Origin of the sequence: Candidatus Poriferisodalis sp. (genome assembly GCF_965215815.1) — a bacterium.
GTDB lineage: Bacteria > Actinomycetota > Acidimicrobiia > Acidimicrobiales > Poriferisodalaceae > Poriferisodalis.
The window spans coordinates 1776000-1799402 of record NZ_CBDCEO010000012.1 but is presented as its reverse complement, the minus strand read 5'-3'; the positions used below and the strand labels follow the sequence as shown (position 1 = coordinate 1799402).

The window sequence follows — 23403 nt, the reverse complement described above, 5'->3', positions numbered from 1 at the left end:
GTTCCAATTTGGTACTCTGTGACGAATGGCTCCCCGGGAGACATTGGGCGGAACGCGCCTTGTCACGCCGTCCGCTCGCCGGACGGCCACGTCGCGATTTGGTGCCTCCCGGCGCGAGGGGCACGACGCGTCGGAGTTCTACGCCCGCTTCACCCCACCGAATCTTTGCGATGACGACACGGTTGCGCGGGGACCCGAGTTCGACCCTGACCTGACCGAGCGTCTGGGTGACGGCTGCATCTGCCGCGACGCCCGGCAGATGGCTGAGCTGCCGGACGCCAGCGTGGCATTGGTAGTCACCTCACCGCCGTATTTCGTTGGCAAGGCGTACGAGGACGCGCTGGCTGCTGGGTCTGACGACCGGATTCCGACGAGCTATTTCGACTACTTGGGCATGCTGCGAGAGGTGTTCGCCGAATGCGTCCGGGTGCTCGAGCCGGGCGGGCGCATCGCGGTGAACGTGGCGAATCTCGGCCGCAAGCCGTATCGCAGCCTGTCGGGGGATGTGGCGCGCATCTTCGAAGAGCTGGGCCTGCTGCTGCGCGGCGAGATCGTGTGGCAGAAGAGCAAGGGGTCGAGCGGGTCGTGTGCTTGGGGGTCGTTTCGCAGCCCGTCCAATCCGACGCTGCGTGACACCACCGAGCGCATCATCGTGGCGAGCAAGGGGCGCTTCGATCGAGCGCGGTCGGCGTCCCGGCGTGAAGCCGAAGGGCTGCCTTACCGCAGCAGCCTGTCCACGGACGAATTCATGGAGGCCACGCTCGATGTGTGGGACATGGGGCCCGAGAGCGCCCAGCGGGTGCGACACCCCGCCCCGTTCCCGCTGGAACTGCCACGTCGCCTGATCGACCTGTACACCTACGAGGACGACCTCGTGCTGGACCCGTTCATGGGTTCGGGCACCACGTTGGTGGCCAGCGTGCTGTGCGGTCGGAGGGCAGTCGGCTACGACCTCGATCCCGACTACGTGAAATTGGCGCGCTCCCGGGTCGCCAGTGCTCACGTCGCGTGGAAGCAGCGCCAACGGCCCACACAGCAACCGGCGTTGTTCAGCGCGCTTGAGTCCGCCGATGAGTCGGAAGCGGCGGCAGGCGCGATTGCGGATTCGATGAGCGCGGACAATTTCGTGCGGCACGCCGTCGAAGCTGGTCGCAAGGCACACGACATCGCCGCGGAGCTCTTGGAGGGCTTCGGTTTCGAAATACTGCGCAGCCCGGCCAAGGTACGTGGCGGCGGAGTGCAGTTCAGCTTCCTGCTCGCTGACCAAGCGGGAGGCGAGTGGTGGGTCGATATAGCGGGCGCATTCACGACCGTGCGGCCGGGTCTGTTGCGGGCCGACACGTTGTGGAAGGCGCTCGGTCGGGCGTCAGTGCTCGCTGGAGCTGATCCCGACGCGAAGCTGCTCCTGCTGACCCCGCACCTGCCCCGTCCGGGGAGCGAGGGAGACCGGGCGTTGCACACGCTGGGGCCCTCCGCCGTGTTCGATGTCATCGAGCTGTTCGGCGACGAGGCTGCAGCACGGTTGGCGGGCTATGCCCTTGGTGCTGTGGCGCCGCAAACCGGCTATTGGGACAAGGCCGAGATCGACGCTGCGCTCTAACGGCGTAGCTGCGCCGCGGCCCTACAGGTCCTTGATTCGCTTGAAGAGCTCGGCGTAGGCGAGCCCGGCAGGCTGGCCGCTGGCCACCGCCACGGCGTCCACCCAGTCGGCGAAGCGCTGCACCTGGGCGGCGTCGTCGGGGTCGGTGATGTCGTGGGTGGTTACGAATTGGCTGCGATGGCACAGCAGAGCGGCGGTCTTGGCGGCCGTCCAGCCCTCGCCGTTCTCGGCGTGGTCGGGCTCGTCGGCTTCGAACAGCAGCAGCTCGTCGGGGCGATGCGGCGCCATGCCCTGCTCGGGGAAGAAGAACGGGTCGCGTGCGGCAACCACGCCTTCGACCGCCAGCAGCCCGGCATGCCGATGATCGGGATGCAGCCGGTAGCGCTTCCACGGGTCATGCCCCAGCACAACAGCGGGGCGCAGCTCGCGGATGACTTGGGCGACCTGGGCCCGGGAGGCGAGACCGCTGTCCAGCTCGCCGTCGATGTGGCCGCCGAAGCGCACCTCGCCCGTTGCGCCCAGAGCCGCAGCGGCGGCGCGCTGCTCGCCTTGGCGGGTCTGGACTAGCTTGGTTTGGTCGCAATCGGTGTCCCAGGTGCCCTTGGAGCCATCGGTGCAGATGAAGTGATGCACGATGGTGCCGGCGGCAGCCCACTTGGCCAGCGTTGCGCCGCAGTCGAACTCGGCGTCGTCGGGGTGCGCTGCGATGACGAGCGCCGAGTCGGGCACCGGCAGGTCCACAGAGAACCCGGACTCGGGGAACTCAGCTTGAGGGGGCATCGGCAGTTGTTGGCAGGGAGAGGCCGGCGGCGTCGAAGTCGTCGGGCGTGTCGATGTCGAATTCGAGCGCGGCAACGCGGCGCACGCGCAGGTCGAGGCCGCGGTCCAGAGCCTCGTTGCAGTGGGCGGCGAACGAGCCCGGTCCGTAGTGGAATTCGAAACCAGTCCCCAGCGGGAGTGCCATCACGTTGGTGCCGTCGAGATGCCGGTCCGGGACGATCGTGACCGTGCCGGCTTCTGCCAGCCCGGCGAGTGTCTCGGCATGGGGCAGGTCGGCGTGCGCGATGAGCACGTGACCTGGGTTGTCGTGGTTGCGGCCTGCGGCAGTTTCAAGTTCTGCGACGGCAGCGGTGAGGGCAGGGTTCAGGCCCTTGGCCTCGATCCACAGCACATCTGCGCCGACGGTGCGAGCCCAACCGGCCACCTCGTCGTTGTCGCAGACGACCTGCACGGGCAGTGATCCGGCCGCCTTGACGACCTGTGCGGCCATGTTGCGTGCCAGCTCATGGCGCTCGGTCTCATTGAGACGCTCGGCGAGGCGGCCCTTGGCAAGCCGGAAGCCCTTGACAGGAATGAGCACGGTCGGCGTGACGCTCGTTGCAGTCACCCGCGGCGAGTGTATGGCTGCTCAAAGGTCCGAACGCAACCGCAGCCCGTGGACACGACCGAAATCCGATTGGTTGCGTGACACCAATCCCAGACCATGCTCGAGGGCTGTCGCCGCGATGAGCGCATCGGGCAGCCGCACGTCGGACTCTCGTCGGATGCGACCCGCACGTTCGGCAATGGATCTGTCCACGGGCAGCTCGCGCAGCGGCCCCAGAAGATCCGACACGATTGCCGTTGCGGCGGTGCCTGCGAACAGCTCTGCGCGTGTGATGACCGAGTAGTGGAGGCGGTGGTGACCGGGTGCTAGCGACCGGTGGCCCCGCAGGTGGTCAATGAAGATGTCGGTGTCGATGAGCAGGTCAGCCACGCTGCCATTCGTCTCGCATGGGGGCGTCGATGTCGTTCACGGCACCGAAGGTACGCGCCAGACTCTCGGAGGCATCAGGAGAATATGACGACAGGTAAGCATCGAGTGCTCGCCGAACGATCTCTGCCAAGGTGACGCCTTCGACTCTTGCGAGTTCGTCGATGCGTTCACGCTGTTGCTCGGTGAAGTACACCTGCGTGCGAGTCGCTGACATACAGCACAACATACAGCACACGCCTGCTGAGGGGTCGCGACTTCGACGTGCTAGGACAGCGGGATGACCGGGCGCCGAACAAGGGAGGGTGCCTTCCGCGCCCGTCCGTCTCGAGGAGCGTGGCGCTGGCCGCTGCCGCGCTTGCCGTCATTCCTGCAGTTCCGGGCTCGACGGCACCAGTGGCGCCGCCCTGATCCAACCGAGCCGCCCGCCGATTGGGTCGGGCCGTGGTGGGCCGAACGCCAGCGCGACCCCGATTCGCCGGCACACGCGCCACAGCGCAGCGAATTCCGAATGCGGATCGGCGACGAGGAGTTCGTCGCAAACGTCCTGACCAACACGGTCAGTCGCTCATGGACAGTCATTGGAGTGCCCGAGAGCTACGAGCGCGCTGAGGTCGACCCCCGGGGGTTGGTCGTATCGGGTCCGTGGTCACTGGATTGGTGGATACGAGCCGGTGATGAGTGGGTGTTCCCGTCGCGTGCGACCGCGGTCCGCCAGCGTCTGGCAGACAACATGCCGGTCGTGGAGACCGTGCTGCGTGTCGGAGGCGGCGATGTCGTTCACCGGGCAGCGGCAGCGCGCAGTGCGTCGAGCGATCAGGGAGCGTCAGAAGCGCTGCTCATCGAAATCACCAACGAGACGGGCGCGCCCATCGCTGTCGCGATGGCGGCCAGACCGTACGAATTGAGCGCATACTCCCAAGTGCACGGCGGCAGCATGGAGTGGGACAACGGTGGCGCCATCGAGGGGATCACCGTCGATGGGCGCATCTGGAGCCTGAGGGCTGGCTGGCATCGGCGGGTGATCTTCGACCGGCTGCCCGGCGATGTCATTGCTGCAAGCGGAGGGACCGACTGCGCGGCCTCGCTCGTTGCGGCATCGCAGGCCGATGTGCGCCACTCGACTCCCGTTTCTGTCCGCGGCAGCAGCCCATCTGCCGATGGCGGGATGAAGGCAACGGTTGAACCCGACGCTGTGGCGCCTATCGCGGTCGAGTGCCCGGATCGATTTGCTACCGCGGCAGCGGTCTTTCCCCTGGTTGCCGGATCGACGCTGCGGGTCGCGATCGTGGCGCGCAACGAGGGGGATTGGTCCGATACGCCCGCCATCGGACCCAAGGTGGCCGACCTCTTCGATCGGTTGCCGAGCCTGGAACGAGTTGCCCATGGGTGGCGCCGGCGCTTGGATGCCGGCTGCCGGCTTGAGCTGCCTGGTGGCCGGTTCTCCGATGCGTTCGAAGCGGCGCGCGGGTCGTTGTTGCTGAGCACTTGGCCAGCGGACGACGGCCACGGCACGACCGGGTCGATGTTGTGGCACCCGGCGTTCATCGTCGATCAGGACGACGGCGACGATCTGGTTCAACTGCTGGGGTTGATCGAGGGCGGCTCGCCCGAGCTGGTGCGTGACCTGCTCATTCGGCAGGCCCAGGTGCAGGATGCCACGGGTTGTACGACCAGCTTGGGTCGCACGGTTACCGGGACGTCGCTGGTGCTGGCAGAGCACCTGCTGTCGCTGCATGGCGACGGGGAATTGGCCGAAGCCTTGGGAGAATTCGTGACCTCAGCGGTCCGTTGGCTGCTGACGCGCGACGCCGAATGGGAACAGGCATGGGCCAATCGGGAGGGGCTGCGGGCCGGCTACCGCATGCTGCGACGGCTGGGTGCTGATCGTGCTGCCACCGAGCTGCGGCGCGCTGGGAAGTCGCTGCCGCCAAATAGGGGGCTGGACGTCAGTGCAGAGCCTGAGGCACCCACCTTCTACCTGAACCTCTGGGGTCACCTGCCGTGGGAGATTCCAGAGCGCGGCCAGAACGAAGCCTCGACGAAGCGACGGTGGGAGTGGGAGATGCGCGACGGCGGTCTTTGGGTGCACGCAGCAGTCCCCTGGGCGCCGACGCTGCCCTTTGTGTTTGGTGAGCCTCCCGAAGGCACACCGACGGGCCTCGTTCCTGATGTCAAGACCAAGCGCGGTCACGACCTGATGGCAACTGCTCTGCTGGCGTTTGCCGAGGCGCGTGTGGCGCCGGCCCGGGCGTACGAACGCCTAGAAGCGCTGGTGTCGGTGGCATCGCCGACGTTGAACTGGCCGACCTTCATGCATCCACAGCAGCGCACCGGCACCGACGGGGCCGGCCATGACCTGCGAGTGGGCGGACTGTTCGTCCGCACGCTGTTGCGGCTGCTTGTCGATGTCCCCGACGACGGCGGGTCGAACTCTGAGGAGCGGCCGAACTTGCGACTTGCTGCGCACTGGCCTGCGGCTTGGCTCGGACAACCGGTGGAGGTACATGACGTGCCGACCCGGATCGGCACGGTGTCGTGGGCGGTGCGCTGGCATGGCGAGCGGCCTGCACTGCTGTGGGACGTGGTGCCCCACGACTCGGGCGGCGAGGCGCCGAGAGTCACTGCGCCAGGCCTGGACCCGGCATTCACCGCGACGCAGTGGCGTGGCGAGACTCTGCTCGCTCCGGTGCCAGCGCCCTAGAGAGTGCCCGTGGGTTCTGATCGGGACAGGGTCGGCAACTAGGTTCGATTCCATGACGGCACGGCCGAGCCTCACGTTCGAGCGGCGGTGCTGGGAGGCGGGCGAGGCCACGGTCGTCGGCGTGGACGAGGTGGGCCGCGGAGCCTGGGCCGGACCGCTGACGGTCGGTGCGGTGGTGGTTTCGTCGCACGGGCGTGTGAACGGCATCCGCGACTCGAAGGAACTCCGTCCCAAAGTGCGCGAACAGCTCTTCGAGCGCATCGACGACTGGGCCCGTGCGTGGTCGGTGGGACACGCCACCGCAGCCGAATGCGACGAGCTGGGGATGACCGATGCGCTGAGGTTGGCGACACGTCGGGCACTGGATGTGCTCGGAGCCGAGCCGGATCGTGTACTGCTCGACGGCAGTTTCAACTTCGTGGACTGGCATCCGAGCACCGCACTGGTGGAGGGCGACCGGCGCTGCCTGTCGATTGCGGCGGCGTCGGTCATGGCCAAGGTGGTGAGGGACCGGATCATGTCGGAGCTTGCATCCGAGTTCCCGCCGTACCGGTTCGAGTCGAACAAGGGGTATCCGGCGCCGGTCCATCGTGCGGCACTCGCCACCCATGGCCCCTGCGCCATCCACCGTCTGAGCTGGTCATTCGCCGATGCGTTGCCCAACGCCGAGCCGGTGCCGAGCGCCGCGCACGGCGACACGCCCAGCGCGCTGGCCGCCTACGCACGGGCGCTCTCGGGACCGGACACCACCTTGTTCTGACCGCCGTCGCGGGCCTCGGTCTGTTCGGAAGCCTGCTGTGTGGCCTGCTAGAAGAAGACAGCCTCGAAGAGGGATGACTCATGAGCGTGAGCGACGACCCCAACGCAGATCAGCGTGAGTTCTGGCGCAACGCCGAGGTGTGGTCCGACCAGCAGGAACGGCTCGACATGCAGCTGAGCCACATCGGCTTGGCTGCGATGGGAGTCGCTGACGACCTGCGGGCAGGGGCGCATGTGCTCGATGTGGGCTGCGGCTGCGGCCAGACATCGCTGCAGTGGAGCGAGCGGGTGACCGGATCGGTGCTGGGCGTCGACATCAGCGAGCTGCTCATCAGGGTCGCCCGGCGCAGGGTTGCCGAGCATGCCTCTGCGCATCTAGAGGCCGCGCCAATCAGCTTCGCCGTGGTCGATGCGCAGACGGCTGACATTGCTGGTCTGGCCGCAGGCACCGCCGCCGACAACGGCAGCTTCGACGGCTTCGACCTGGTGTATTCCCGATTCGGCGTGATGTTCTTCGCGGACCCGGTCGCCGCATTTGCGAACCTGCGGGCAGCGACGCGCCCCGGCGGTCAGCTCTCGTTCGTCTGCTGGCAACGGGCGCGGAACAACCCGTGGCTGATCTCGATCAACAAGGCAGTGCTCGAGGTCGTGGAGTTGCCGCCTAGTGACGGCCCGGCCGTCGATCCGTTCGCCTTCGCCGACCCCGACCATGTGCGGGGCATCCTCGACGCGGCTGGCTGGTCCGGCATCGCCCTTGAGCCGCACGACACCGAGCTCGTCTTCAGCGGGGGAGGCACGCTCGAAGAAACGGTCGACTTCGCCATGGATCTCGGTATTGCTCGCCGGGCCCTGAAAGGCCATCCGCCAGAGGTCCACGAACAGGTCCGCGAAGCCGTGACCGCTGTTCTGGCGCCTCGACAAACCCCTGCAGGCGTGGTCTTCCCTGCAGCTACCTGGATCGCCACCGCCCGCAACTGATTCTCGGGCGAACTGTCCCATAAGGAGCCGCGGCAGCGGGCAAGGCCGATATGGCGTCTTGACACCCTTATTTTGTAAGGTAAGATTACTAACAATATGGACGACCGAGCACGTACGGGGGGTCTGCGGCTGCTCAGCGGGCAGAGAATCGCTGACGCGATGTTCGCAGCACACCCGCGGCAGATGTCTCGCGCTGGCATTGCTCGGGCCACCGGACTGTCGAAGCCAACGGTGTCGGCCCTCATGGCTGACATGACGTCGGCGGGATTGGTGCGTGTCGCCTCGGAGGGCCAGAGAACCGGATCCATCGGGAGGCCGGCGGCGCTCTACGAACTCGTCCCGACTGCACGACAGGTGCTCGCGGCGGACATCGGCGCCACCAAGATGCTGGTCGGCGTTGGAGACCTCTTCGGGAATCTCATCGTCGAGCGAGAGATGGAGACAGGACCGGATGCCCCGACGGCGTTCGAGCGACTTGGGCGGGCCATCTCGGCGATGCTGGACGCCATCGATGAGCCGTGCAGCGCCGCGTGCATCGGTGTGCCGGGCATCTACCGAACCAGCAGCGACCGCGTTGAGCAGGCATTGAACCTGCCCGGATTCGACGGGTTGGCGCCGCGTGCATGGCTCGCCGAGCAACTCGGAATCCCCGCCGATCGAGTCCATGTCGACAATGACGTGAACCTCGCAGCGCTCGGGGAGCTCGCCCATCTGGACGACGATCAGCCGGGCGGCGACTTTGCTGCAATCTCGATCGGCACCGGCATCGGCGGGGCGATCGTGGTCGACGGGGAGCTGTACCGAGGCGGTACCGGGTCCGCAGGCGAGCTGGGCTCTCTGCTGCTGGCGCACCCAGAACCCGGTGAACCTCCAGTCACGCTCGAAGATGTGGCTTCAGCGCCGTCCATTCGCAAGCTCTTCGGTCGAGCAATCGAGGATGGCTACGACAGCGGACTGGTTCCCAGCTCGGACGTTCCTGACATCCTTGCCGCGGCTGACGCGAATGACGCCGCCGCACGCCATGTCCTGCACAAAGTTGCGGAGTCGATGGCGCTCGCCGTGTCGCACCTCTGCCTAATCGCGGATCCGGCCCGGGTCGTGTTCGGCGGCGGAGTCGGCGTCAATCCTGTCTTCGTCGATGCTGTGCGGGAACGGCTCGGTGGCCTCGTCTCGGTACCGCCCGAGCTGGCTGCGTCGAGCCTGGGACGTCGGGCCGCACTCGCAGGAGCCGTGTCGATGAGTCTGCGGATCGTGCACGAGACCCTCGTGCCAGAAGTCTTGGGAGACCAGCGCAGATGAGCAGCGCCGCCGCGCTCGTCGCCGAAGCGGTGGACGCTGACGCGGTCGTAGAGCTGCTGCGGCAAGCCGTCCGGATCCCGAGTGTCACGCCCAATGAGTCCGACGTCGCCCGCTGGGCGCTGAGCTGCCTCAACGAATCGGAAGCATTCCACGCAGCGGAGTTGGTCGAATGCGAGCCGGGCCGGCCGAACGTGTACGGCAGCGCCGGGGGAGACAGCGGCCGATCGCTGCTGCTGGCTGGTCATCTTGACACCGTCGCCGTTGACGACTGGGAGCGGCACTGGGACGGCACCGAGCGTGCAGATCCATTCGAGCCGTGCGTCATCGACGGCGAAATCTGGGGACGGGGCGCCGCCGATCAGAAGGCCGGAATCTGCGTCATCATCGAGGCGCTCCGGGCATTCGACAAGGTGGGGCTGCGACCAGCCGGTGCCGTCTCAACGTGGTTCGTCTGCGACGAGGAATCCGGACAACCGGGATCTGGCGTGTCGCTTGGAATGCGCACGGCGGCGAGCGACAGTCCACGAGGCGTCGCCGACTTCGCCATCTACACCGAGCCGACGACTTCGGCCATCTACACCGCTCAGATGGGATTCCTCATTGCTGACATCGTCTGCATTGGCAAGTCTGCGTACTTCGGCCGACCCGAACTCGGTGTGGATGCACTCAAGGCCGGCCACAGCTTGCTCAGCCGCTTGTGGGAGCTGTCCGACGAGCTGCGCGCAACGGTTCCGGCCCATGAGTTGCTCGGCGAAGCCTTCCTGCTGGTCACGTCGGTTTCCTCGGGTGGCAACATCGCCGTGCCGGGGCGCTTCGAGGCGTCGCTGATTCGAAAGATCAACCCAGGCGAGAGCCTCGACGCGGCTGCGGAGCAGATTCGCAGCGTTGTGACGGACGTCGCGATGGAGCATTCCGTGGAATGCACCGTGGACTTCAGCGCTCCCCGAGATCACGTCGTCGGCGGCACGCCCGACGAGGTTTCCGCCGACCATCCGGGAGTGGTCGCCCTCGCCGCTTCGATCACCGCGGTAACCGGTGAGCGGGCCCGGATCGAGGGCGCCCCCTACTGGTCCGAGAAGCCATTTCTCCGGGATCTAGGCATCCCCGGCGTCTATTTCGCTCCCGGAGACATCTCGCACTGCCACACACCATTCGAGCGGGTCGCCATCGACGAGCTGGTGACCGCAACCCGCACGCTCGCGCACTTCATTGCCGAGTGGTGCGGTGTCGAGGACTCATAGGCCGGACCCGAAGGAGGGACCCATGAGAACCAAATCAGAAAGACACACGACCAAGTCTCGAGTGCGAGCGCCGAGGCGACTCTTGCTCTTGTGCTTGCTGGCCGTGTTCGCGTTGCTCGCTGCTTCGTGCACCGGCGACACCGACAGTGATGCAGACAGCGGTGACGCGCCGGCGAGCACCGCTGCGGCGACCACTGCTCCCGCCGCCGATGACGACATGGCTGATGACGACATGGCTGATGACGACATGGCCGATGACGACATGGCCGACGACGCACCTACCGCACCGGTCACCCAAGGCCCTGGTGGCGAGGAGGCGGTCGCGTCGAGCGAGATCACTCTCAGCGACGACGAGATCGCCCAAGTCCAGGCAGGCGGCTACACCGCCGCATTGCTGTGGCACACGGCGGGCGCGTTCACCGATGCAGTGAGCCAAGGCGCACGCGATGCCTTCGCAGAACTCGGAATCGAAGTGATCGCCGAGACCAATGCCTCGTTCGACGCAGCTCAGCAGGCGAACGACGTCGAGACGGTCATGGCGCAGAATCCCGACATCATCATCAGCTTGGCCATCGGACCCGACGCCGGTGCGGCAGCATTCCGTCCTGCAGTGGAAGCCGGCGTGCAGCTGGTCTTCCTCTCGAACGTCCCCCAGGGGTACGTCCATGGCGAGGACTACGTCGGCATCGTGACCGACGACCTCGCGGCGATGGGCATCACCGCAGCCAACCTGCTCGGCGAGGCCCTCGGTGGCGAAGGCGAAGTGGGATTCATCTTCCACGACGCTGCCTACTACGTCACCAACCAGCGTGATCAAGCATTCAAATCGTGGATCGAGATCAACTACCCGGGCATCGAGATCGTGGCCGAGCAGGGACTCGCTGATCCGGCTGCTGCGGAAGAGATCGCCGCGGCGCTGCTCACGCGCCATCCTGATCTCGACGGCATCTATGCACCTTGGTCCGCCGGCCCAGCCGACGGCGTGTTGGCGGCACTGCGCGCTGCGGGAGCATCTGATGTTGCCGTGGTGACGATGGATCTGGACACCAACGTGTCGCTCGATCTGGTCGAGGGCGGCAACATCGTCGGCATCGCTGCCGATGAGGCCTACAACCTCGGCCGCACCATGGCATTCGAGGGCGCCTACGGCCTGTTGGGCAAGGCAGCTCCCGCATTCGTCGTGGTGCCCGCCATCGGGGTGACCGCTGACAACATTGTCGACGCCTATCGTCAGTCCTTGGCCGCGGAACCCCCGAAAGAGGTTCTGGACGCCCTCGGCAACTGACGCAGACTCGTCCTTTCGAGGGCGAGCTGAGGAACCCATCGTGACGCAGGACTTCGGCGCCCCGGACCGGTCAACTCCTCCCAGGGGTCTGGGGCGGCTCTTGTCCAATCGCCAGGACTCAGGATCTCGCGGATACGTCGTTTACGTGGCGTCGGCGCTCATCTTCGGAGTCTTCGCGGTGACCTTGTACGACGATGGGTTCCTCAGCGCGTCCAACCTGCTCAATATCGGCCGGCAGGCAGCACCGATAGCCGTCATGGCAGTGGGGATGACGTTCGCCCTCGCAGCCGCCGAAATTGATCTGTCCGTCGGCTCGGTCGCGGCGCTGTCGTCGTTGGTCGCCGCAGAAGCGGTGGGCGGGTACGGATTCTTCGTCGGAGCCCTGGCGGCTGTCGCCGTCGGCGCGGCAATCGGGTTGGTCAACGGCCTGATCGCAGTGAAGGTGCGCATTCCGTCATTCCTCGTCACGTTGGGGATGCTCGGGATTGTCAGCGGCATAGCGCGCAACATGAACAACCTGCAGTCGCTGCCGATACGAAACGACACGTTCTCGGCGATCTTCGGTGCGGGCTCGCTGGGTCCCGTGTCCTCGCTGCTCATCTGGATCGTGGTCGTTGGCCTCATCGGGCACCTGGCGCTGCATCAGCTTCGTTGGGGCCGCCATGTCCTGTCGGTCGGAGCCGACCGTTCTGCGTCAGCGGCGGTCGGTATCAACGTGGACCGAATTCGCATCGCGGCGCTGGTGACCAGCGCTGGCGCGGCGGCATTTGCCGGCGTGCTGCTGGCTGGCCGCCTGGCCATCGGACGGCATGATCTCGGCGAGAACCTGCTGCTCACGGTGATAGCAGCCGTCGTCATCGGCGGAACCAACCTGTTCGGCGGGCGTGCCTCGGTCGTCGGGGCGATCATGGGCTCGGTCATCATGGCCATGCTCAACAACGGCTTGATCCTGATGGGGCTGCGAGTCGCCGATCAGCTGATCGCGCGGGGCGTCATCATCATCCTGGCCGTCGCGCTGAGCATGCGCGAGCAGCGGGAGCGCTGAAGAGATGTTCCTTCGATCCCTGCTCGACCGCAATCCCGGGTTCGTCGAAGCCGCTGTGGAATTGCACCAGGCGGGGAAGATCCCGGCGAACAGCTACGTGCTGGACCTCGACGCCATCGAGGCAAACACAAGTGTGCTGTGCACGCGGGCCCGGACACTCGACCTCACCGTGTACGCGATGACCAAGCAGATCGGCCGGGCCGCCGGCGCGATGGCGGCCATGGCGGCCGGCGGCGTGGACGGCTTCGTTGCGGTCGACATGGCGTGTGCCCGCCCCATCATTCGCAATGGCCACCGACTCGGTCACCTTGGACACCTCGTTCAGGTTCCTCGCGCCGAAGCTGGCGAGGCAGCCACGATGGCACCCGAGTACTGGACGGTCTTCTCTGCGAACAAGGCGACGGAGGCCGCGGCAGCAGCACGTGACAGCGGTCGAACTCAGCGTCTCCTGCTACGGGTCTTCGATCCAGGTGACACGTTCTATCCCGGTCACGAAGGAGGCGTGCCGCTCGGCGATCTCGGTTCGGCGGTCGACGTCATCGCAGCGCTCGATGGGGCCGAGTTCGCCGGACTCACGACCTTTCCGGCTGTGCTCTTCGATGAACAGCGCGCAAACGTCGCCGCCACCCGAAACGTCGAGACGCTGGCACGGGCAGCCGACCTCGTACGACGGCACCCGGCCTGTCCCGCTCACCTCGAGATGAACCTGCCGGGGACCACCTCCACCGAAGTCCTCGGGCTGCTCGCCGAGTCCGGTGCCACCCAAGTCGAGCCCGGCCACGGACTCACCGGCACCACGCCGCTGCACGCCGTTCGGGATCTGCCTGAGCAGCCAGGTGTCTTGTACCTGAGCGAGATAGCTCACATTCATCAAGGCGTGCCGCTCTGTTTCGGGGGCGGCCTGTACGTCGACCCGGTGTTCGGCGAGTACCAGGTCCGTGCGGTCGTGGCTCATGACGCTGCAGAGATTTCGACGTCACCCGTGCCGGTGGACATGCCCGATCCGGCAGCGATCGACTACTACGCCCGCTTGCACCCCGACTCTGGCCGCACCGTGACGGAAGGAGCGACGGTGGTCTTCGGCTTCAGGATCCAAGCGTTCGTGACCAGGGCACTTGTCACTGGGCTGTCGGGAGTGTCGCAGGGCCAGCCTCGGGTGGTCGGAGTGTGGAACGGCTTCGGGGATCGGGTCGAGGTGAGCTCGACATGACTGCCGCCACAGCTTTGGAAGCCGCGGGCATCTGCAAGTCGTTTCGTGCTGTGCGGGCGCTCGACGATGTCACGCTGAGCTTGCGCTACGGCGAGGTGACCGCGTTGCTCGGCGACAACGGGGCCGGCAAGTCCACATTGGTGAAGTGCATCGCTGGGGTGTACCGGCCTGACGCCGGAAGTGTCTTTGTCAATGGTCACAGGCGCGAGATCGAATCGCCGGAGGGAGCCAGAGCGCTCGGCATCGAGACCGTGCATCAGACGCTGGCGGTGATCGACCCGCTCGATGTCGTGGAGAACCTGTTCCTCAACCGCGAGCACACGCGTGGGGGACGGTTGGGGTCATGGCTCGGAGTGCTCGACAAGAAGCGCATGCGGGCTGAGGCCGGGGAGATTCTGGGTCGCCTCGACATACGTCTCCCATCATTGCGGCGGCCGCTGAGTGCGCTGTCGGGCGGCCAGCGCCAAGCGGTCGCGATCGGCAGGGCTGCCGCATGGGGACAGCAGATCGTGCTGCTCGACGAGCCCGCTGCCGCATTGGGTGTCGAGCAGGCTGCACGCGTCCTGGACCTCATTCGCGCACTGCGCAGCGCAGGCGTGGCCGTCCTGCTCATCACCCACAACATGGACAGGGTCATGGCAGTGTGCGACCGGGCAGTGGTGCTGCGTCAAGGGCGCACAGCAGCAGAGGTCGATGTCAGCGCGGTGACCAAGGACGACCTTGTTGCACACATCACCGGTTCCCGCCACGACGGTCCGGAGCCATGACCGACGACCTGGGCGTCCGACCCGAATCGGAGGTTGAAGATGCAGGCGACTTCGGGTTGTCGCGAACCGTCACCGGCGGCAGCTCGCTGCAGATCGGCATCGACGTGGGCGGAACCAGCATCAAGGGAGCTGTCGTGGATGTCGCCGTCGGCGAGCTGTCAGGGCCCGTCCTGACCGAAGCCACGCCTCCCACGGCGACACCGCATGACGTGATGGCGGCAATCGGTCGAATCACGTCGGCGGTCGGATGGTCGGGACCAGTCGGCGTTGCGCTGCCGGGTGTGATCGACGGTCTGTCGTTGCGACATGCGCCGAACCTTGGTGATTCCTGGGAGGACCCAGACGCACTGTCTTGCTTGCGCGCGGCGACTGGGGCCAACGCGGTGCTGATCAATGACGCTGATGCAGCCGGCCTCGCAGAACTGAGATACGGCGAGGCCACACTGAGGGCGACCGGGCTCGCCATCGTGCTGACGTTCGGGACCGGTGTCGGTAGCGCGCTGCTGCACAACGGCAGTCTCATCCCGAACTCCGAGTTAGGCGGCCTGATCGTCGGCGGGGCTTGTTTCGAAGAGGTGGCCTCTGGACGTGCAATATCCACCGATGGGCTCACACCAAGTCAGTGGGCGGAACGGGCACAGCCGTTCTTCGAGATGATCGAAGCGATGCTGCACCCGTCTTGTTGGGTCGTAGGCGGAGGGCTCAGCAATGACTTCGACCGGTTCGCTTCGGAACTCGACCTCTCGAAGCCGATAACGGTCGCCCACCGAGGTATGCACGCCGGCATCGTTGGTGCCGCAGTCGCAGCCATGGTCGGCATGGAAGCCGAGCCTGCACCCGGAGCCGACGAAGTGCTCGGGGGCGATGACGATGGAGCCAGCATGCCGATCACGCAATGAGGATCATCGTCGCTGAGGATCGAGTGGCTGCCTCGCAATGCGCAGCCGTCATTGTCGAAGGCTTCGTGCGCGATCAGCGACGAGCAAGCCTTGGGGTTGCAACCGGGCGCACGACCGAGGCGCTGTATGCCGAGCTGGTTCGACGCCACCAACATGAGGGCCTCAGTTTCGCTGGCGTCGACGTGTACCTGCTTGATGAGTACGCGGGCATCGATCCTGACGATCCGTGCCGTTTTCGCAGCGTCGTGAAGCGGGAGCTGACCCAGCAGGTCGACCTACGCCGCGATGCAGTTCACTGCCCTGATCCCGACGCGCCCGATCTCGCCGGCGAGTGCTGTCGCTACGAGCACTTGGTTCGCAGTGCACCAATCGGCCTGCAGATTCTGGGCATCGGGTCAAATGGGCACATCGCCTTCAACGAACCAGGTTCTGCGTTTGACAGCGTCACTCGCATCGTGACCCTCAGCGAGCAGACCCGTTCCGACAATGCGGACTTCTTCAGCGACGGCCGGCCCGTTCCTGGGCGGGCCATAACGCAGGGGATCTCCACCATCCTTGCGGCGGCTGAGCTGTTGCTGCTGGCGTGCGGTGAACGCAAAGCCGCGGCTGTGGCAAGAGCAGTGCATGGCCCGGTGTGCGAGATGGTCCCCGCCTCAGCTCTGCAACTCCATTCGAGCGCGACGATCGTCCTCGACCCAGACGCCGCATCGCTCCTCTAGCGATCGCTCGCCGATCGGATCCTCAACAGCAGGGAACCGAATGGGTCCGAACAGAGTCTGATTTCACAAAGAACGCCTGCTCGGATTGAAGTTCATTGGCTCATTCATCGAATTGTTCGAACCAACTGCCGAAGACACTCCGGCAGAGCCGACAGGACCAGCGCGGCGCAGGCGCAAATCGCAGCAATGACGGTGGGCCACAAGGAGGGCAGACCATGGCGACGGCTGTGCTCGAGATGCTCATCGACGTGCTGGCGCACATGGCAATCGGCGATGCGGTCGGAATTGTGTCGGTTCGCCCCGAGCTTCAGATCAGCGGCCTTTCGATCTACGCGTAGCGCCGCCGGGCGCGTATCGATGTCGGGGTCGAGCCCGGCATCTCGGGCCGGCCGAAATATCGCAGTGTCCCGAATATGGCCACCGCTCACGCTGGGGCCGAGACGAGCGACACGCCAAGGGCTCCGTCGGTAGCTGAGGCGCTAGTTGCAGTTGCCGTCGTTGCCGACGCCGCGGTGGCTGTAGCACAGGGGTGTGGCTGCAGCACTTCGCAGCGTGTAGGGGCCTGCGTCGGTGTTGATGTCGCCGTCGGTGAGGGCGGCCATCCAGTCTCCGGCGGTTTCAGCGGTGATCCACAAGCGATAGCCGCGTATTGCGTCGTCGGGTTGGCCGACCACATCGACAGTGAGTTCGGCCAAGGCTTCGAACGCACTCGTCGCGGACGTGAATCTGATGCGTGACGGTGGTTCGTCGGAGGCGAATTCGGCGGCGACCTGTTGGGCGAGTTCGGTCATGGTCGGTGCCGACGGGGTGGGGCCGATGGCACCCAAGACTTGTGCGGTCACATCGAGCCGGGTGTCAGGTGACAGCGGGGCGAGGTAGTTGCTGCTGGCCCATCCGGTGACCGGGCCGGCTTGTATCTCGTGCCAAGTGCTGGTGCGCAGGTGGCGTGTGCGACCTGTGGCTGTCACGCCTACGACGTCCAGCGTCGCAATGGTCTCGGTGGCGTCGGGACTTCCGACCAGGATCGACTGCTCGCCACTGGCCGAGTTTGCGATGCGCAGCGTGAGCGTGGCGACGACGTTGCCGTTGGGCGCGTCGCGGACGTTGAGGAAATCGTCATGGCTGACGCCGACAACGCCGAGCTGTGTGCCCGCTGCCGGTCCGACTGCCGACGGCGTGCCGGGAAGCGGTGCCGTCGTGGCCGGTGTCACCGCAGCCGTCGAGGGCGGTTCGGTAGCAGCGGGTGCCGTGACAAGGGCGACTTCGTCCGATGTGTTCGCAGCCAGACGGGCGGCCGTCGTGCTCGGTGCCTCGACGGCAACAGAAGCGGTTGTCGGCGGGGCAACCTCGGTGGCCGGCGAAGTCACCTGATCATCGGTGGCACCCAACGCGACGAACAGCGACAGCGCCGATAACACCAGCGCTGTGAAGGCCATCGCAGCGACGAATCTGTTTGTCATAGTTGCGGCCATCCCTCTAACGCGGTCGTGAGTCCCCGGTATACCGCGGCTTGGCCTCGCCGTGGTGACGGGGACTCCTGTGGGCGGGCGGGTGCTGATGTGTGGTGTTCAGCCTTCGGCGACAATCACTCTGATGCCGACATCAGCCGCCGTTAGTCCAAGGTGTCTCACCAGTGATACATTGAAGACATGGACGAGGTGACCATCCGGCAGCTTCGCAACCATGGGGGCGATGTTGTGGATCGTGTGCAGGCGGGTGAACGGCTCACGGTCACCCGGTCGGGTCGGCCGGTGGCGGAACTGCGTCCCTTGCCCCGCCGAGCCCTCGATGCCTCGACGCTGCTCGAACGTTGGAAGCACCTGCCACATGTCGACCCAGTGCGGCTTCGTTCCGACATTGACGACGTGATGGACCCGTCCTTGTGAGCGCCCCGCACCTGCACGTTCGCGGGGTGCTCGACACCAACGCGGTGATCGGCCTGCCGCGAATCGCCGACGCTGGGATGCTGCCCGCGGAGCCAACCATCACGACGATCACGCTCGCTGAGCTGTCGGTCGGGCCACTGGCAGCCTCCGACGCCGCAGAGCGACGGAGGCGTCAGGCCCACTTGCAGCAAGCGGAGGCCGACTTCGATCCGCTGCCCTTCGACGATGCCGCAGCCAGGGCATTCGGCCGGGTTGCCGCCGACCTGCGGGCATCTGGACGCAAGCCCGCAGCACGCGCCTACGACGCGCTCATCGCCGCCACAGCAATCTCCAACGGTCTGCCCCTGTACACCGCCAATCCCGCAGACTTCGAGGGCATCACCGATCTCGAGATCGTCGCCGTGTCTGTACCGGGCGCAGCACTCCCCGGCCGTGTAGAGCCAGCTACTCGGCGTCGGGTTCGGTGGCGAACGGATTGAGGAGGGAAACGTCGAAATCCTCGAAATCCCTCGTGTTTCTGGTGACGACAGTGAGTCGATGCACTCGGGCTGTGGCGGCGATCATGGCGTCCTGGGCCAACGTGTCGGAACGTCGTCGCATCAGGCGGGCCCACTCGCGAAACGCCGGTGCGTCCATCGACAAGATGTTGTGACCGTCGAGCACCTGCTCATCGAGCCATGCCTCGATCTCGTCTGCTTTTGCCTTGTCCTGCTCACGTGTGAGCTCGATGCCTGCCTGAATCTCGCCGATCGTCAACGCTGAGAGGAAGAGTTGCTCCGGTTGAACGTGTTCGAACCACCGGACGACAGCGACGTTCGGCCGGGGGCGTCGCAACTCCGACACCACATTGGTGTCGAGCAGGTACACAGGGAGCTACCCGAACTCGGGAGGCGGACGCAGAGCAAGCTCGCGTCGATCAGGGGTGAGTGCTTCGGTGCGTGCGCGTGGGTCGAGCAGCCAATCCCGCAGGTTCGGATGCGCCGCATCGCGTACGCGCTCCCACTGGTCGATCGGCACGAGTACGGCTGCGGGGATGCCGCGCCGGGTGACGACCTGGGGTCCCTCGGCCAGGCTCGATTCGAGGAACTCGCTGAATCGAGCCTTCGCCTCCTGTACTTGCCATGTGCCGCTCACTGATCCGCCTAACCCGCCGTTTGACCTTGACTGACTAGATATAAGACTAGTCTGCTGAGCCCTCCGCGATGCGGGCTCGCCGGCCCGGATCCAGGTGGACATTGGGGTTGACGCCCGATTGCTTGGCGCCATGCTCAAGATCGTCGAACGCCTCTTGGTATCGACTTGATACCATTCGTCTCATGGCGATGACACTGAGGCTCACCCCCGAAGAGCAAGACGCATTGCGGCGGCGAGCGGTTCTTGATGGCACCTCCATGCAAGAAGCAGCCCGGCGAGCGGTGCGGGAGTACGTCACCAAGGCCGAACACCGGGACCGCGTCACCTCGGCAGTCGATCTCATCATGGAACGTCATGGCGACGCACTCAGGCGCCTGGGCGAGTGAACCAGGGCTTTGAGTACCTCGACACCGAGGATCTCGTCGAGCTGGCGCGCCGGTTGCTCGGCGATCCGCCGCCGATTCGCGACATCGGCCTCCTTGGGGCGGCAGCGGCGCGACCGCAGGCTTCCGCGTTCGGCGAAGACGCCTACCCCGACATCTGGTCCAAGGCGGCGGCATTGCTGCACTCGGTGGTCAACAACCATCCGCTGGTCGATGGCAACAAGCGTCTCGGCTGGCTTGTCACGGCCGTGTTCTTGGAACTCAATGACGCAAGCGTGAGCGCCGCAGCCAACGACGCCGTCTACGACCTCGTCATGAGCGTTGCATCGAGCGACATCGGCGTGGAGGACATCGCAGCAGCGCTACGTGCCATGGGTGCGCGTGTGTAGCCGGTAGGTCTCTTCGAGGTTGAGCCACAGTTGGGTCGATGTGCCGAGAGCTACGGAGAGCGCTTGCGCCAGATCCGGCGTGATCTCAATTTGGGCCTCAACGATCTCCGAAACGACACGAGACGGTCGGCCCATCATCCCGGCCAGTTGTGCGACCGTCCAGCCACGCTCGGTGAACTCGTCACGCAGATGCTCACCCGGCGGAAACGCCTCTGCAGGAACAAATTTCGGTGGCATGGTGGCCCCTCCAACTACTGACAGCTAGTCGTCTCGACAAGGATCACGGTCGGTCCGGAACCACGGGTCCCGGCAGGACGACGTGAGGTGTCGTTGTTCGGGACATGCCGAGTGACGCTTCCGCCGGCCAGAGCGAGATCGTACGATGACCGCTGGTGCGGGTTGGTGATCGTGATCTGGGGACTTCGTGACTGACTACTTGGCCCCCGAACAGAAGGCCCGTCGCGACATCGACGAGCAGCTGGAGGCCTGCGGCTGGGTCGTGCAGGACTACAAGAGCGCGGCGGTGGCAGCGGCTCAGGGTGTTGCTGTTCGCGAGGTGCCGACCACGGCGGGGCCCGCCGACTACGTGCTCTACGTGGACAGCCAGGCGGTCGGCGTCATTGAGGCCAAGAAGGCCGGCATGACGCTCACGGGTGTTGAGCCACAGACTCGCAAGTATCAGGCGGCGTACCCGGAGGCGCTGCCTGCCATCGAGGTCGACGGGGCACTGCCTTTCGGCTACGAATCCACTGGCACCGAGACGCGGTTCACGTGCGGGCTGGACCCTTTGCCAACGAGTCGGCGGGTGTTCGCATTCCACCGTCCCGAGACCTTGGCTCGCTGGCACGAGGACCATACGGAGGGCGAGGGTCGCGCGCCTGGATTGCGTGCTGGCGCGCAGCTGCTGCCCGATCTCGGCACCGATGCGGCGCACCTTTGGCCTGCCCAGGCCGAGGCCATTCGCAATCTTGAGCAGTCGTTCCGCTCCAACCGCCCCCGGGCGCTCATCCAGATGGCCACGGGCTCAGGCAAGACCTTCACTGCCGCCAACGTCTGCTACCGCCTTCTGCGTCACGCCGGCGCCCAGCGGATTCTCTTCCTTGTTGATCGGGCGAATCTCGGACGTCAGGCGCTCCGGGAGTTCCAAGGCTTCTCCACACCGGACGATGGCCGCAAGTTCACTGAGCTCTACAACGTCCGGCATCTCACGTCGTCACGGCTTGAGATGGCTGATGAGGCCGCCACCAAGGTCCACATCTGCACGATCCAGAGGCTGCATTCGATCCTGCGTGGCGACGACGACTTCGACGAAGCCCTTGACGAAAAAAGCGGTTTCGACACCGCACCGGCCGCGCCTGTCGATGTCGTGTACAACCCGGCGGTGCCGATTGAGTCCTACGACCTGATCATCATCGACGAGTGCCACCGCTCCATATATGGCGTGTGGCGTCAGGTGCTCGAGTACTTCGATGCATTCCTCGTGGGCCTCACCGCAACACCTGGCAAGCAGACATTCGGGTTCTTCGATCAGAACCTCGTCATGGAGTACGGGCATGCCCAAGCGGTAGCCGACCGGGTGAACGTGGACTTCGACGTGTTTCGCATCCGCACCGAGATCACGGAGTCCGGCGGCACTGTCCCCGCCGAATTCGTAACCAAGTTCCGCGACCGCGACACACGCGAGCACCGCTTGGAGAAGATCGACGAGGACATCACCTACGACGCCAACCAGCTCGACAGACGAGTGGTGGCACCCGATCAGATCCGCACGGTCGTGCGCACGCTGCGCAATTCGCTGCCGGAGATATTCCCTGACCGCGAGCGCCGTGACGACGGCTTGCTGCGGCACATCCCCAAGACGTTGATCTTCGCCAAGGACGACAGCCACGCCGAGGACATCGTCAAGATCGTCCGGCAGGAGTTCGGGCTCGGCAACGAGGGGGCGGTGAAGATCACCTACCGCTCGGGAGACGCTGGCAACAAGCCCGAGGAGCTGCTGCAGCAGTTCCGAACCAGCTACACGACGCGAATTGCTGTGACTGTGGACATGATCGCCACCGGGACCGACGTGAAGCCGATCGAGTGCGTGGTGTTCATGCGCATGGTGCGCAGCCGCAACTTCTTCGAGCAGATGAAGGGGCGGGGCGTGCGGGTAATCGACAGCGATCAGCTGCGCGCGGTCACGCCCGATGCTGCCGCCAAGGATCGCTTCGTGATCGTGGACGCCGTCGGCGTAACCGAAGCCGAGCTTCATGACACCGTGCCGATGGACCGCCAGCGGACAGTGAGCTTTGACAAGCTGCTCAACAACATCGGACTTGGCTCGACCGATCCCGATGTGGTGTCGTCGGTCGCATCCCGGCTCACCCGGCTGAATCGGCGGATGACAGCAGCGGATCGTGCTGAGGTGGAGAACGTGGCAGGAGTCGGCCTGACGGACCTCGTGCGCGGCATGGTGGACGCCCTCGATGTCGATCGCCAGTACGAGGCTGCAGCGGCTGAAGCTGGTGGCGATCCCACACCCGATCAGGTCAAGGCCGCCGGCGCGGCGATGATCCGTGAGGCGGTGAAGCCGCTGGCAGGCAACTCCGCGTTGCGGGAGAAGCTGATCGATGTCAGGCGCAGCTACGAGCAGGTGATTGACACGGCGTCGAAGGACCAGGTGATCTCCGGTCGGTTCTCCCGGGAAGCGGCCGACCGTGCCCGAGCCCAGGTCGAATCGTGGCGGCAGTTCATCGACGCCAACAGGGACGAGATAACCGCGCTTCAGGTGCTGTACAGCCAGCCGTACGGCGGGGGCCTCGGCTATGACGACATCAAGGAACTGGCGAACGCAATCAAGCGACCGCCGCATCGCTGGACCCCGGAGGGGCTGTGGGAGGCCTACGAGACGCTCGACGCCTCGAAGGTGCGCGGTTCGGGCCACCGAGTCAGCACCGACTTGGTCAGCCTCGTCCGCTACACGCTCGGCGATGCCCAAGTGCTGGTGTCATACCCAGATCTGGTCGACGAGCGCTTCGAAGCGTGGTTGCTGCAGCAGTCGAACAATGGCCGCTCGTTCTCGCAGGAGCAAGCGGCGTACTTGGAGCTAGTGAAGGACCGCATCGCCACCAACCTCGGCATCGAGCCCACCGAATTGATGGCACCGCCCTTCAGCACCCAAGGCGGCCTCGGCAAAGCCCGCCAGCTCTTCGGCGACGAGCTTGACGCCCTGCTCGACGAACTCGCCACTGCCCTCGCCGCGTGACCGGTCGTCAGCGATGATCGGTGCGAGTGATGCCCGAGGCTGACCGGGTTCATGGTCGCCCTCGCCGCATAGTCGGCTGGCAAGGGCGTCCGGGGTGCGTCGCCC

At 65.7% G+C, this 23403-nt stretch carries 27 protein-coding genes; 18 read left to right on the top strand and 9 right to left on the bottom strand.

All coding sequences use genetic code 11. The annotated features are described in order from the left end of the window. The first annotated feature begins 25 nt into the window (after window positions 1-25). Window positions 26-1600 (top strand): DNA-methyltransferase, encoded by a 1575-nt coding sequence (locus ACOOHB_RS09920; protein WP_420444624.1) that lies wholly within the window; start codon window positions 26-28, stop codon window positions 1598-1600. 21 nt (window positions 1601-1621) lie between these two features. Here the strand turns inward: ACOOHB_RS09920 and ACOOHB_RS09915 are convergent, their stop codons facing one another. The 4 genes from ACOOHB_RS09915 to ACOOHB_RS09900 are packed head-to-tail and all read right to left on the bottom strand — an operon-like array spanning window position 1622 to window position 3570. After that, window positions 1622-2380 carry a PIG-L deacetylase family protein gene (locus tag ACOOHB_RS09915; RefSeq protein WP_420444623.1) on the bottom strand — a complete coding sequence of 253 codons (759 nt, stop codon included), beginning with the start codon at window positions 2378-2380 and terminating at the stop codon, window positions 1622-1624. After that, window positions 2364-2987, bottom strand: a complete 624-nt coding sequence (gene cofC / locus ACOOHB_RS09910; protein WP_420444622.1) for a 2-phospho-L-lactate guanylyltransferase — start codon at window positions 2985-2987, stop codon at window positions 2364-2366. The genes ACOOHB_RS09915 and cofC overlap by 17 nt, the downstream gene beginning before the upstream one ends. Window positions 2988-3008: 21 nt before the next feature. Then, window positions 3009-3356, bottom strand: a complete 348-nt coding sequence (locus ACOOHB_RS09905; protein ID WP_420444621.1) for a type II toxin-antitoxin system VapC family toxin — start codon at window positions 3354-3356, stop codon at window positions 3009-3011. Further along, window positions 3349-3570, bottom strand: a complete 222-nt coding sequence (locus ACOOHB_RS09900) for a CopG family transcriptional regulator (protein WP_420444620.1) — start codon at window positions 3568-3570, stop codon at window positions 3349-3351. Before ACOOHB_RS09900 ends, ACOOHB_RS09905 begins: the two co-directional genes overlap by 8 nt. Window positions 3571-3633: 63 nt before the next feature. On the opposite strand from ACOOHB_RS09900, the gene ACOOHB_RS09895 reads away from it, so the two are divergent. The 12 genes from ACOOHB_RS09895 to ACOOHB_RS09840 all read left to right on the top strand — a co-directional run bounded on the left by ACOOHB_RS09895 (window position 3634) and on the right by ACOOHB_RS09840 (window position 16597). Next, the gene (locus tag ACOOHB_RS09895) at window positions 3634-6057 is read left to right on the top strand and encodes a hypothetical protein (protein WP_420444619.1); all 2424 of its coding nucleotides are present in this window, start codon (window positions 3634-3636) and stop codon (window positions 6055-6057) included. 52 nt (window positions 6058-6109) lie between these two features. Next, window positions 6110-6817 (top strand): ribonuclease HII, encoded by a 708-nt coding sequence (locus ACOOHB_RS09890; protein ID WP_420444618.1) that lies wholly within the window; start codon window positions 6110-6112, stop codon window positions 6815-6817. A gap of 80 nt (window positions 6818-6897) precedes the next feature. Continuing rightward, entirely contained in the window at window positions 6898-7794 is an 897-nt protein-coding gene (locus tag ACOOHB_RS09885) for a class I SAM-dependent methyltransferase (protein WP_420444617.1), read from the top strand. A 96-nt stretch (window positions 7795-7890) separates the two neighbouring features. Next, the gene (locus ACOOHB_RS09880) at window positions 7891-9093 is read left to right on the top strand and encodes an ROK family transcriptional regulator (RefSeq protein ID WP_420444616.1); all 1203 of its coding nucleotides are present in this window, start codon (window positions 7891-7893) and stop codon (window positions 9091-9093) included. Next, on the top strand, window positions 9090-10334 hold the full coding sequence (locus tag ACOOHB_RS09875; RefSeq protein WP_420444615.1) for a M20 family metallopeptidase: 1245 nt from the start codon (window positions 9090-9092) through the stop codon (window positions 10332-10334). The genes ACOOHB_RS09880 and ACOOHB_RS09875 overlap by 4 nt, the downstream gene beginning before the upstream one ends. A 22-nt stretch (window positions 10335-10356) precedes the next feature. Next, window positions 10357-11619, top strand: coding sequence for a substrate-binding domain-containing protein (locus ACOOHB_RS09870; RefSeq protein ID WP_420444614.1), 1263 nt, complete (start codon window positions 10357-10359; stop codon window positions 11617-11619). A gap of 40 nt (window positions 11620-11659) precedes the next feature. Beyond that, a complete protein-coding gene (locus tag ACOOHB_RS09865) occupies window positions 11660-12664 on the top strand; it encodes an ABC transporter permease (RefSeq protein ID WP_420444613.1) in 1005 nt (334 codons plus the stop codon). 4 nt (window positions 12665-12668) lie between these two features. After that, window positions 12669-13874 carry an alanine racemase gene (locus ACOOHB_RS09860; RefSeq protein WP_420444612.1) on the top strand — a complete coding sequence of 402 codons (1206 nt, stop codon included), beginning with the start codon at window positions 12669-12671 and terminating at the stop codon, window positions 13872-13874. Next, window positions 13871-14641, top strand: coding sequence for an ATP-binding cassette domain-containing protein (locus ACOOHB_RS09855; RefSeq protein ID WP_420444611.1), 771 nt, complete (start codon window positions 13871-13873; stop codon window positions 14639-14641). The genes ACOOHB_RS09860 and ACOOHB_RS09855 overlap by 4 nt, the downstream gene beginning before the upstream one ends. Further along, window positions 14638-15540 (top strand): ROK family protein, encoded by a 903-nt coding sequence (locus ACOOHB_RS09850; protein ID WP_420444610.1) that lies wholly within the window; start codon window positions 14638-14640, stop codon window positions 15538-15540. The genes ACOOHB_RS09855 and ACOOHB_RS09850 overlap by 4 nt, the downstream gene beginning before the upstream one ends. Continuing rightward, on the top strand, window positions 15537-16259 hold the full coding sequence (locus ACOOHB_RS09845; protein WP_420444609.1) for a glucosamine-6-phosphate deaminase: 723 nt from the start codon (window positions 15537-15539) through the stop codon (window positions 16257-16259). The genes ACOOHB_RS09850 and ACOOHB_RS09845 overlap by 4 nt, the downstream gene beginning before the upstream one ends. A gap of 215 nt (window positions 16260-16474) precedes the next feature. Next, window positions 16475-16597, top strand: a complete 123-nt coding sequence (locus ACOOHB_RS09840; protein WP_420444608.1) for a hypothetical protein — start codon at window positions 16475-16477, stop codon at window positions 16595-16597. A gap of 141 nt (window positions 16598-16738) precedes the next feature. Here ACOOHB_RS09840 and ACOOHB_RS09835 read toward each other — a convergent pair whose 3' ends face one another. Beyond that, the gene (locus ACOOHB_RS09835; protein WP_420444607.1) at window positions 16739-17719 is read right to left on the bottom strand and encodes a hypothetical protein; all 981 of its coding nucleotides are present in this window, start codon (window positions 17717-17719) and stop codon (window positions 16739-16741) included. Between the two features lie 189 nt (window positions 17720-17908). Here ACOOHB_RS09835 and ACOOHB_RS09830 point away from each other — a divergent pair, with 189 nt between their 5' ends. Both ACOOHB_RS09830 and ACOOHB_RS09825 read left to right on the top strand, forming a co-directional pair. Further along, entirely contained in the window at window positions 17909-18145 is a 237-nt protein-coding gene (locus tag ACOOHB_RS09830) for a type II toxin-antitoxin system Phd/YefM family antitoxin (RefSeq protein WP_420444606.1), read from the top strand. Then, entirely contained in the window at window positions 18142-18624 is a 483-nt protein-coding gene (locus ACOOHB_RS09825) for a type II toxin-antitoxin system VapC family toxin (RefSeq protein WP_420444605.1), read from the top strand. Before ACOOHB_RS09830 ends, ACOOHB_RS09825 begins: the two co-directional genes overlap by 4 nt. On the opposite strand, the gene ACOOHB_RS09820 is transcribed toward ACOOHB_RS09825, so the two are convergent. The 3 genes from ACOOHB_RS09820 to ACOOHB_RS09810 are packed head-to-tail and all read right to left on the bottom strand — an operon-like array spanning window position 18590 to window position 19463. Beyond that, a complete protein-coding gene (locus tag ACOOHB_RS09820; protein WP_420444604.1) occupies window positions 18590-19012 on the bottom strand; it encodes a type II toxin-antitoxin system VapC family toxin in 423 nt (140 codons plus the stop codon). The two genes, ACOOHB_RS09825 and ACOOHB_RS09820, sit on opposite strands and share 35 nt — an antisense overlap. A gap of 6 nt (window positions 19013-19018) precedes the next feature. Beyond that, the gene (locus tag ACOOHB_RS09815) at window positions 19019-19279 is read right to left on the bottom strand and encodes a type II toxin-antitoxin system Phd/YefM family antitoxin (protein ID WP_420444603.1); all 261 of its coding nucleotides are present in this window, start codon (window positions 19277-19279) and stop codon (window positions 19019-19021) included. A gap of 46 nt (window positions 19280-19325) precedes the next feature. Continuing rightward, entirely contained in the window at window positions 19326-19463 is a 138-nt protein-coding gene (locus ACOOHB_RS09810; RefSeq protein ID WP_420444602.1) for a hypothetical protein, read from the bottom strand. Here ACOOHB_RS09810 and ACOOHB_RS09805 point away from each other — a divergent pair. Both ACOOHB_RS09805 and ACOOHB_RS09800 read left to right on the top strand, forming a co-directional pair. Continuing rightward, a complete protein-coding gene (locus tag ACOOHB_RS09805) occupies window positions 19462-19665 on the top strand; it encodes a hypothetical protein (protein ID WP_420444601.1) in 204 nt (67 codons plus the stop codon). The genes ACOOHB_RS09810 and ACOOHB_RS09805 overlap by 2 nt on opposite strands. Further along, a complete protein-coding gene (locus tag ACOOHB_RS09800; protein WP_420444600.1) occupies window positions 19662-20051 on the top strand; it encodes a type II toxin-antitoxin system death-on-curing family toxin in 390 nt (129 codons plus the stop codon). The genes ACOOHB_RS09805 and ACOOHB_RS09800 overlap by 4 nt, the downstream gene beginning before the upstream one ends. On the opposite strand, the gene ACOOHB_RS09795 is transcribed toward ACOOHB_RS09800, so the two are convergent. Continuing rightward, the gene (locus ACOOHB_RS09795) at window positions 20025-20288 is read right to left on the bottom strand and encodes a HigA family addiction module antitoxin (protein ID WP_420444599.1); all 264 of its coding nucleotides are present in this window, start codon (window positions 20286-20288) and stop codon (window positions 20025-20027) included. The two genes, ACOOHB_RS09800 and ACOOHB_RS09795, sit on opposite strands and share 27 nt — an antisense overlap. Before the next feature lie 187 nt (window positions 20289-20475). Between ACOOHB_RS09795 and ACOOHB_RS09790 the strand changes: the two genes are divergently transcribed. Next, window positions 20476-23298 (top strand): DEAD/DEAH box helicase family protein, encoded by a 2823-nt coding sequence (locus ACOOHB_RS09790; protein WP_420444598.1) that lies wholly within the window; start codon window positions 20476-20478, stop codon window positions 23296-23298. The last annotated feature ends 105 nt before the right edge of the window (window positions 23299-23403 follow it).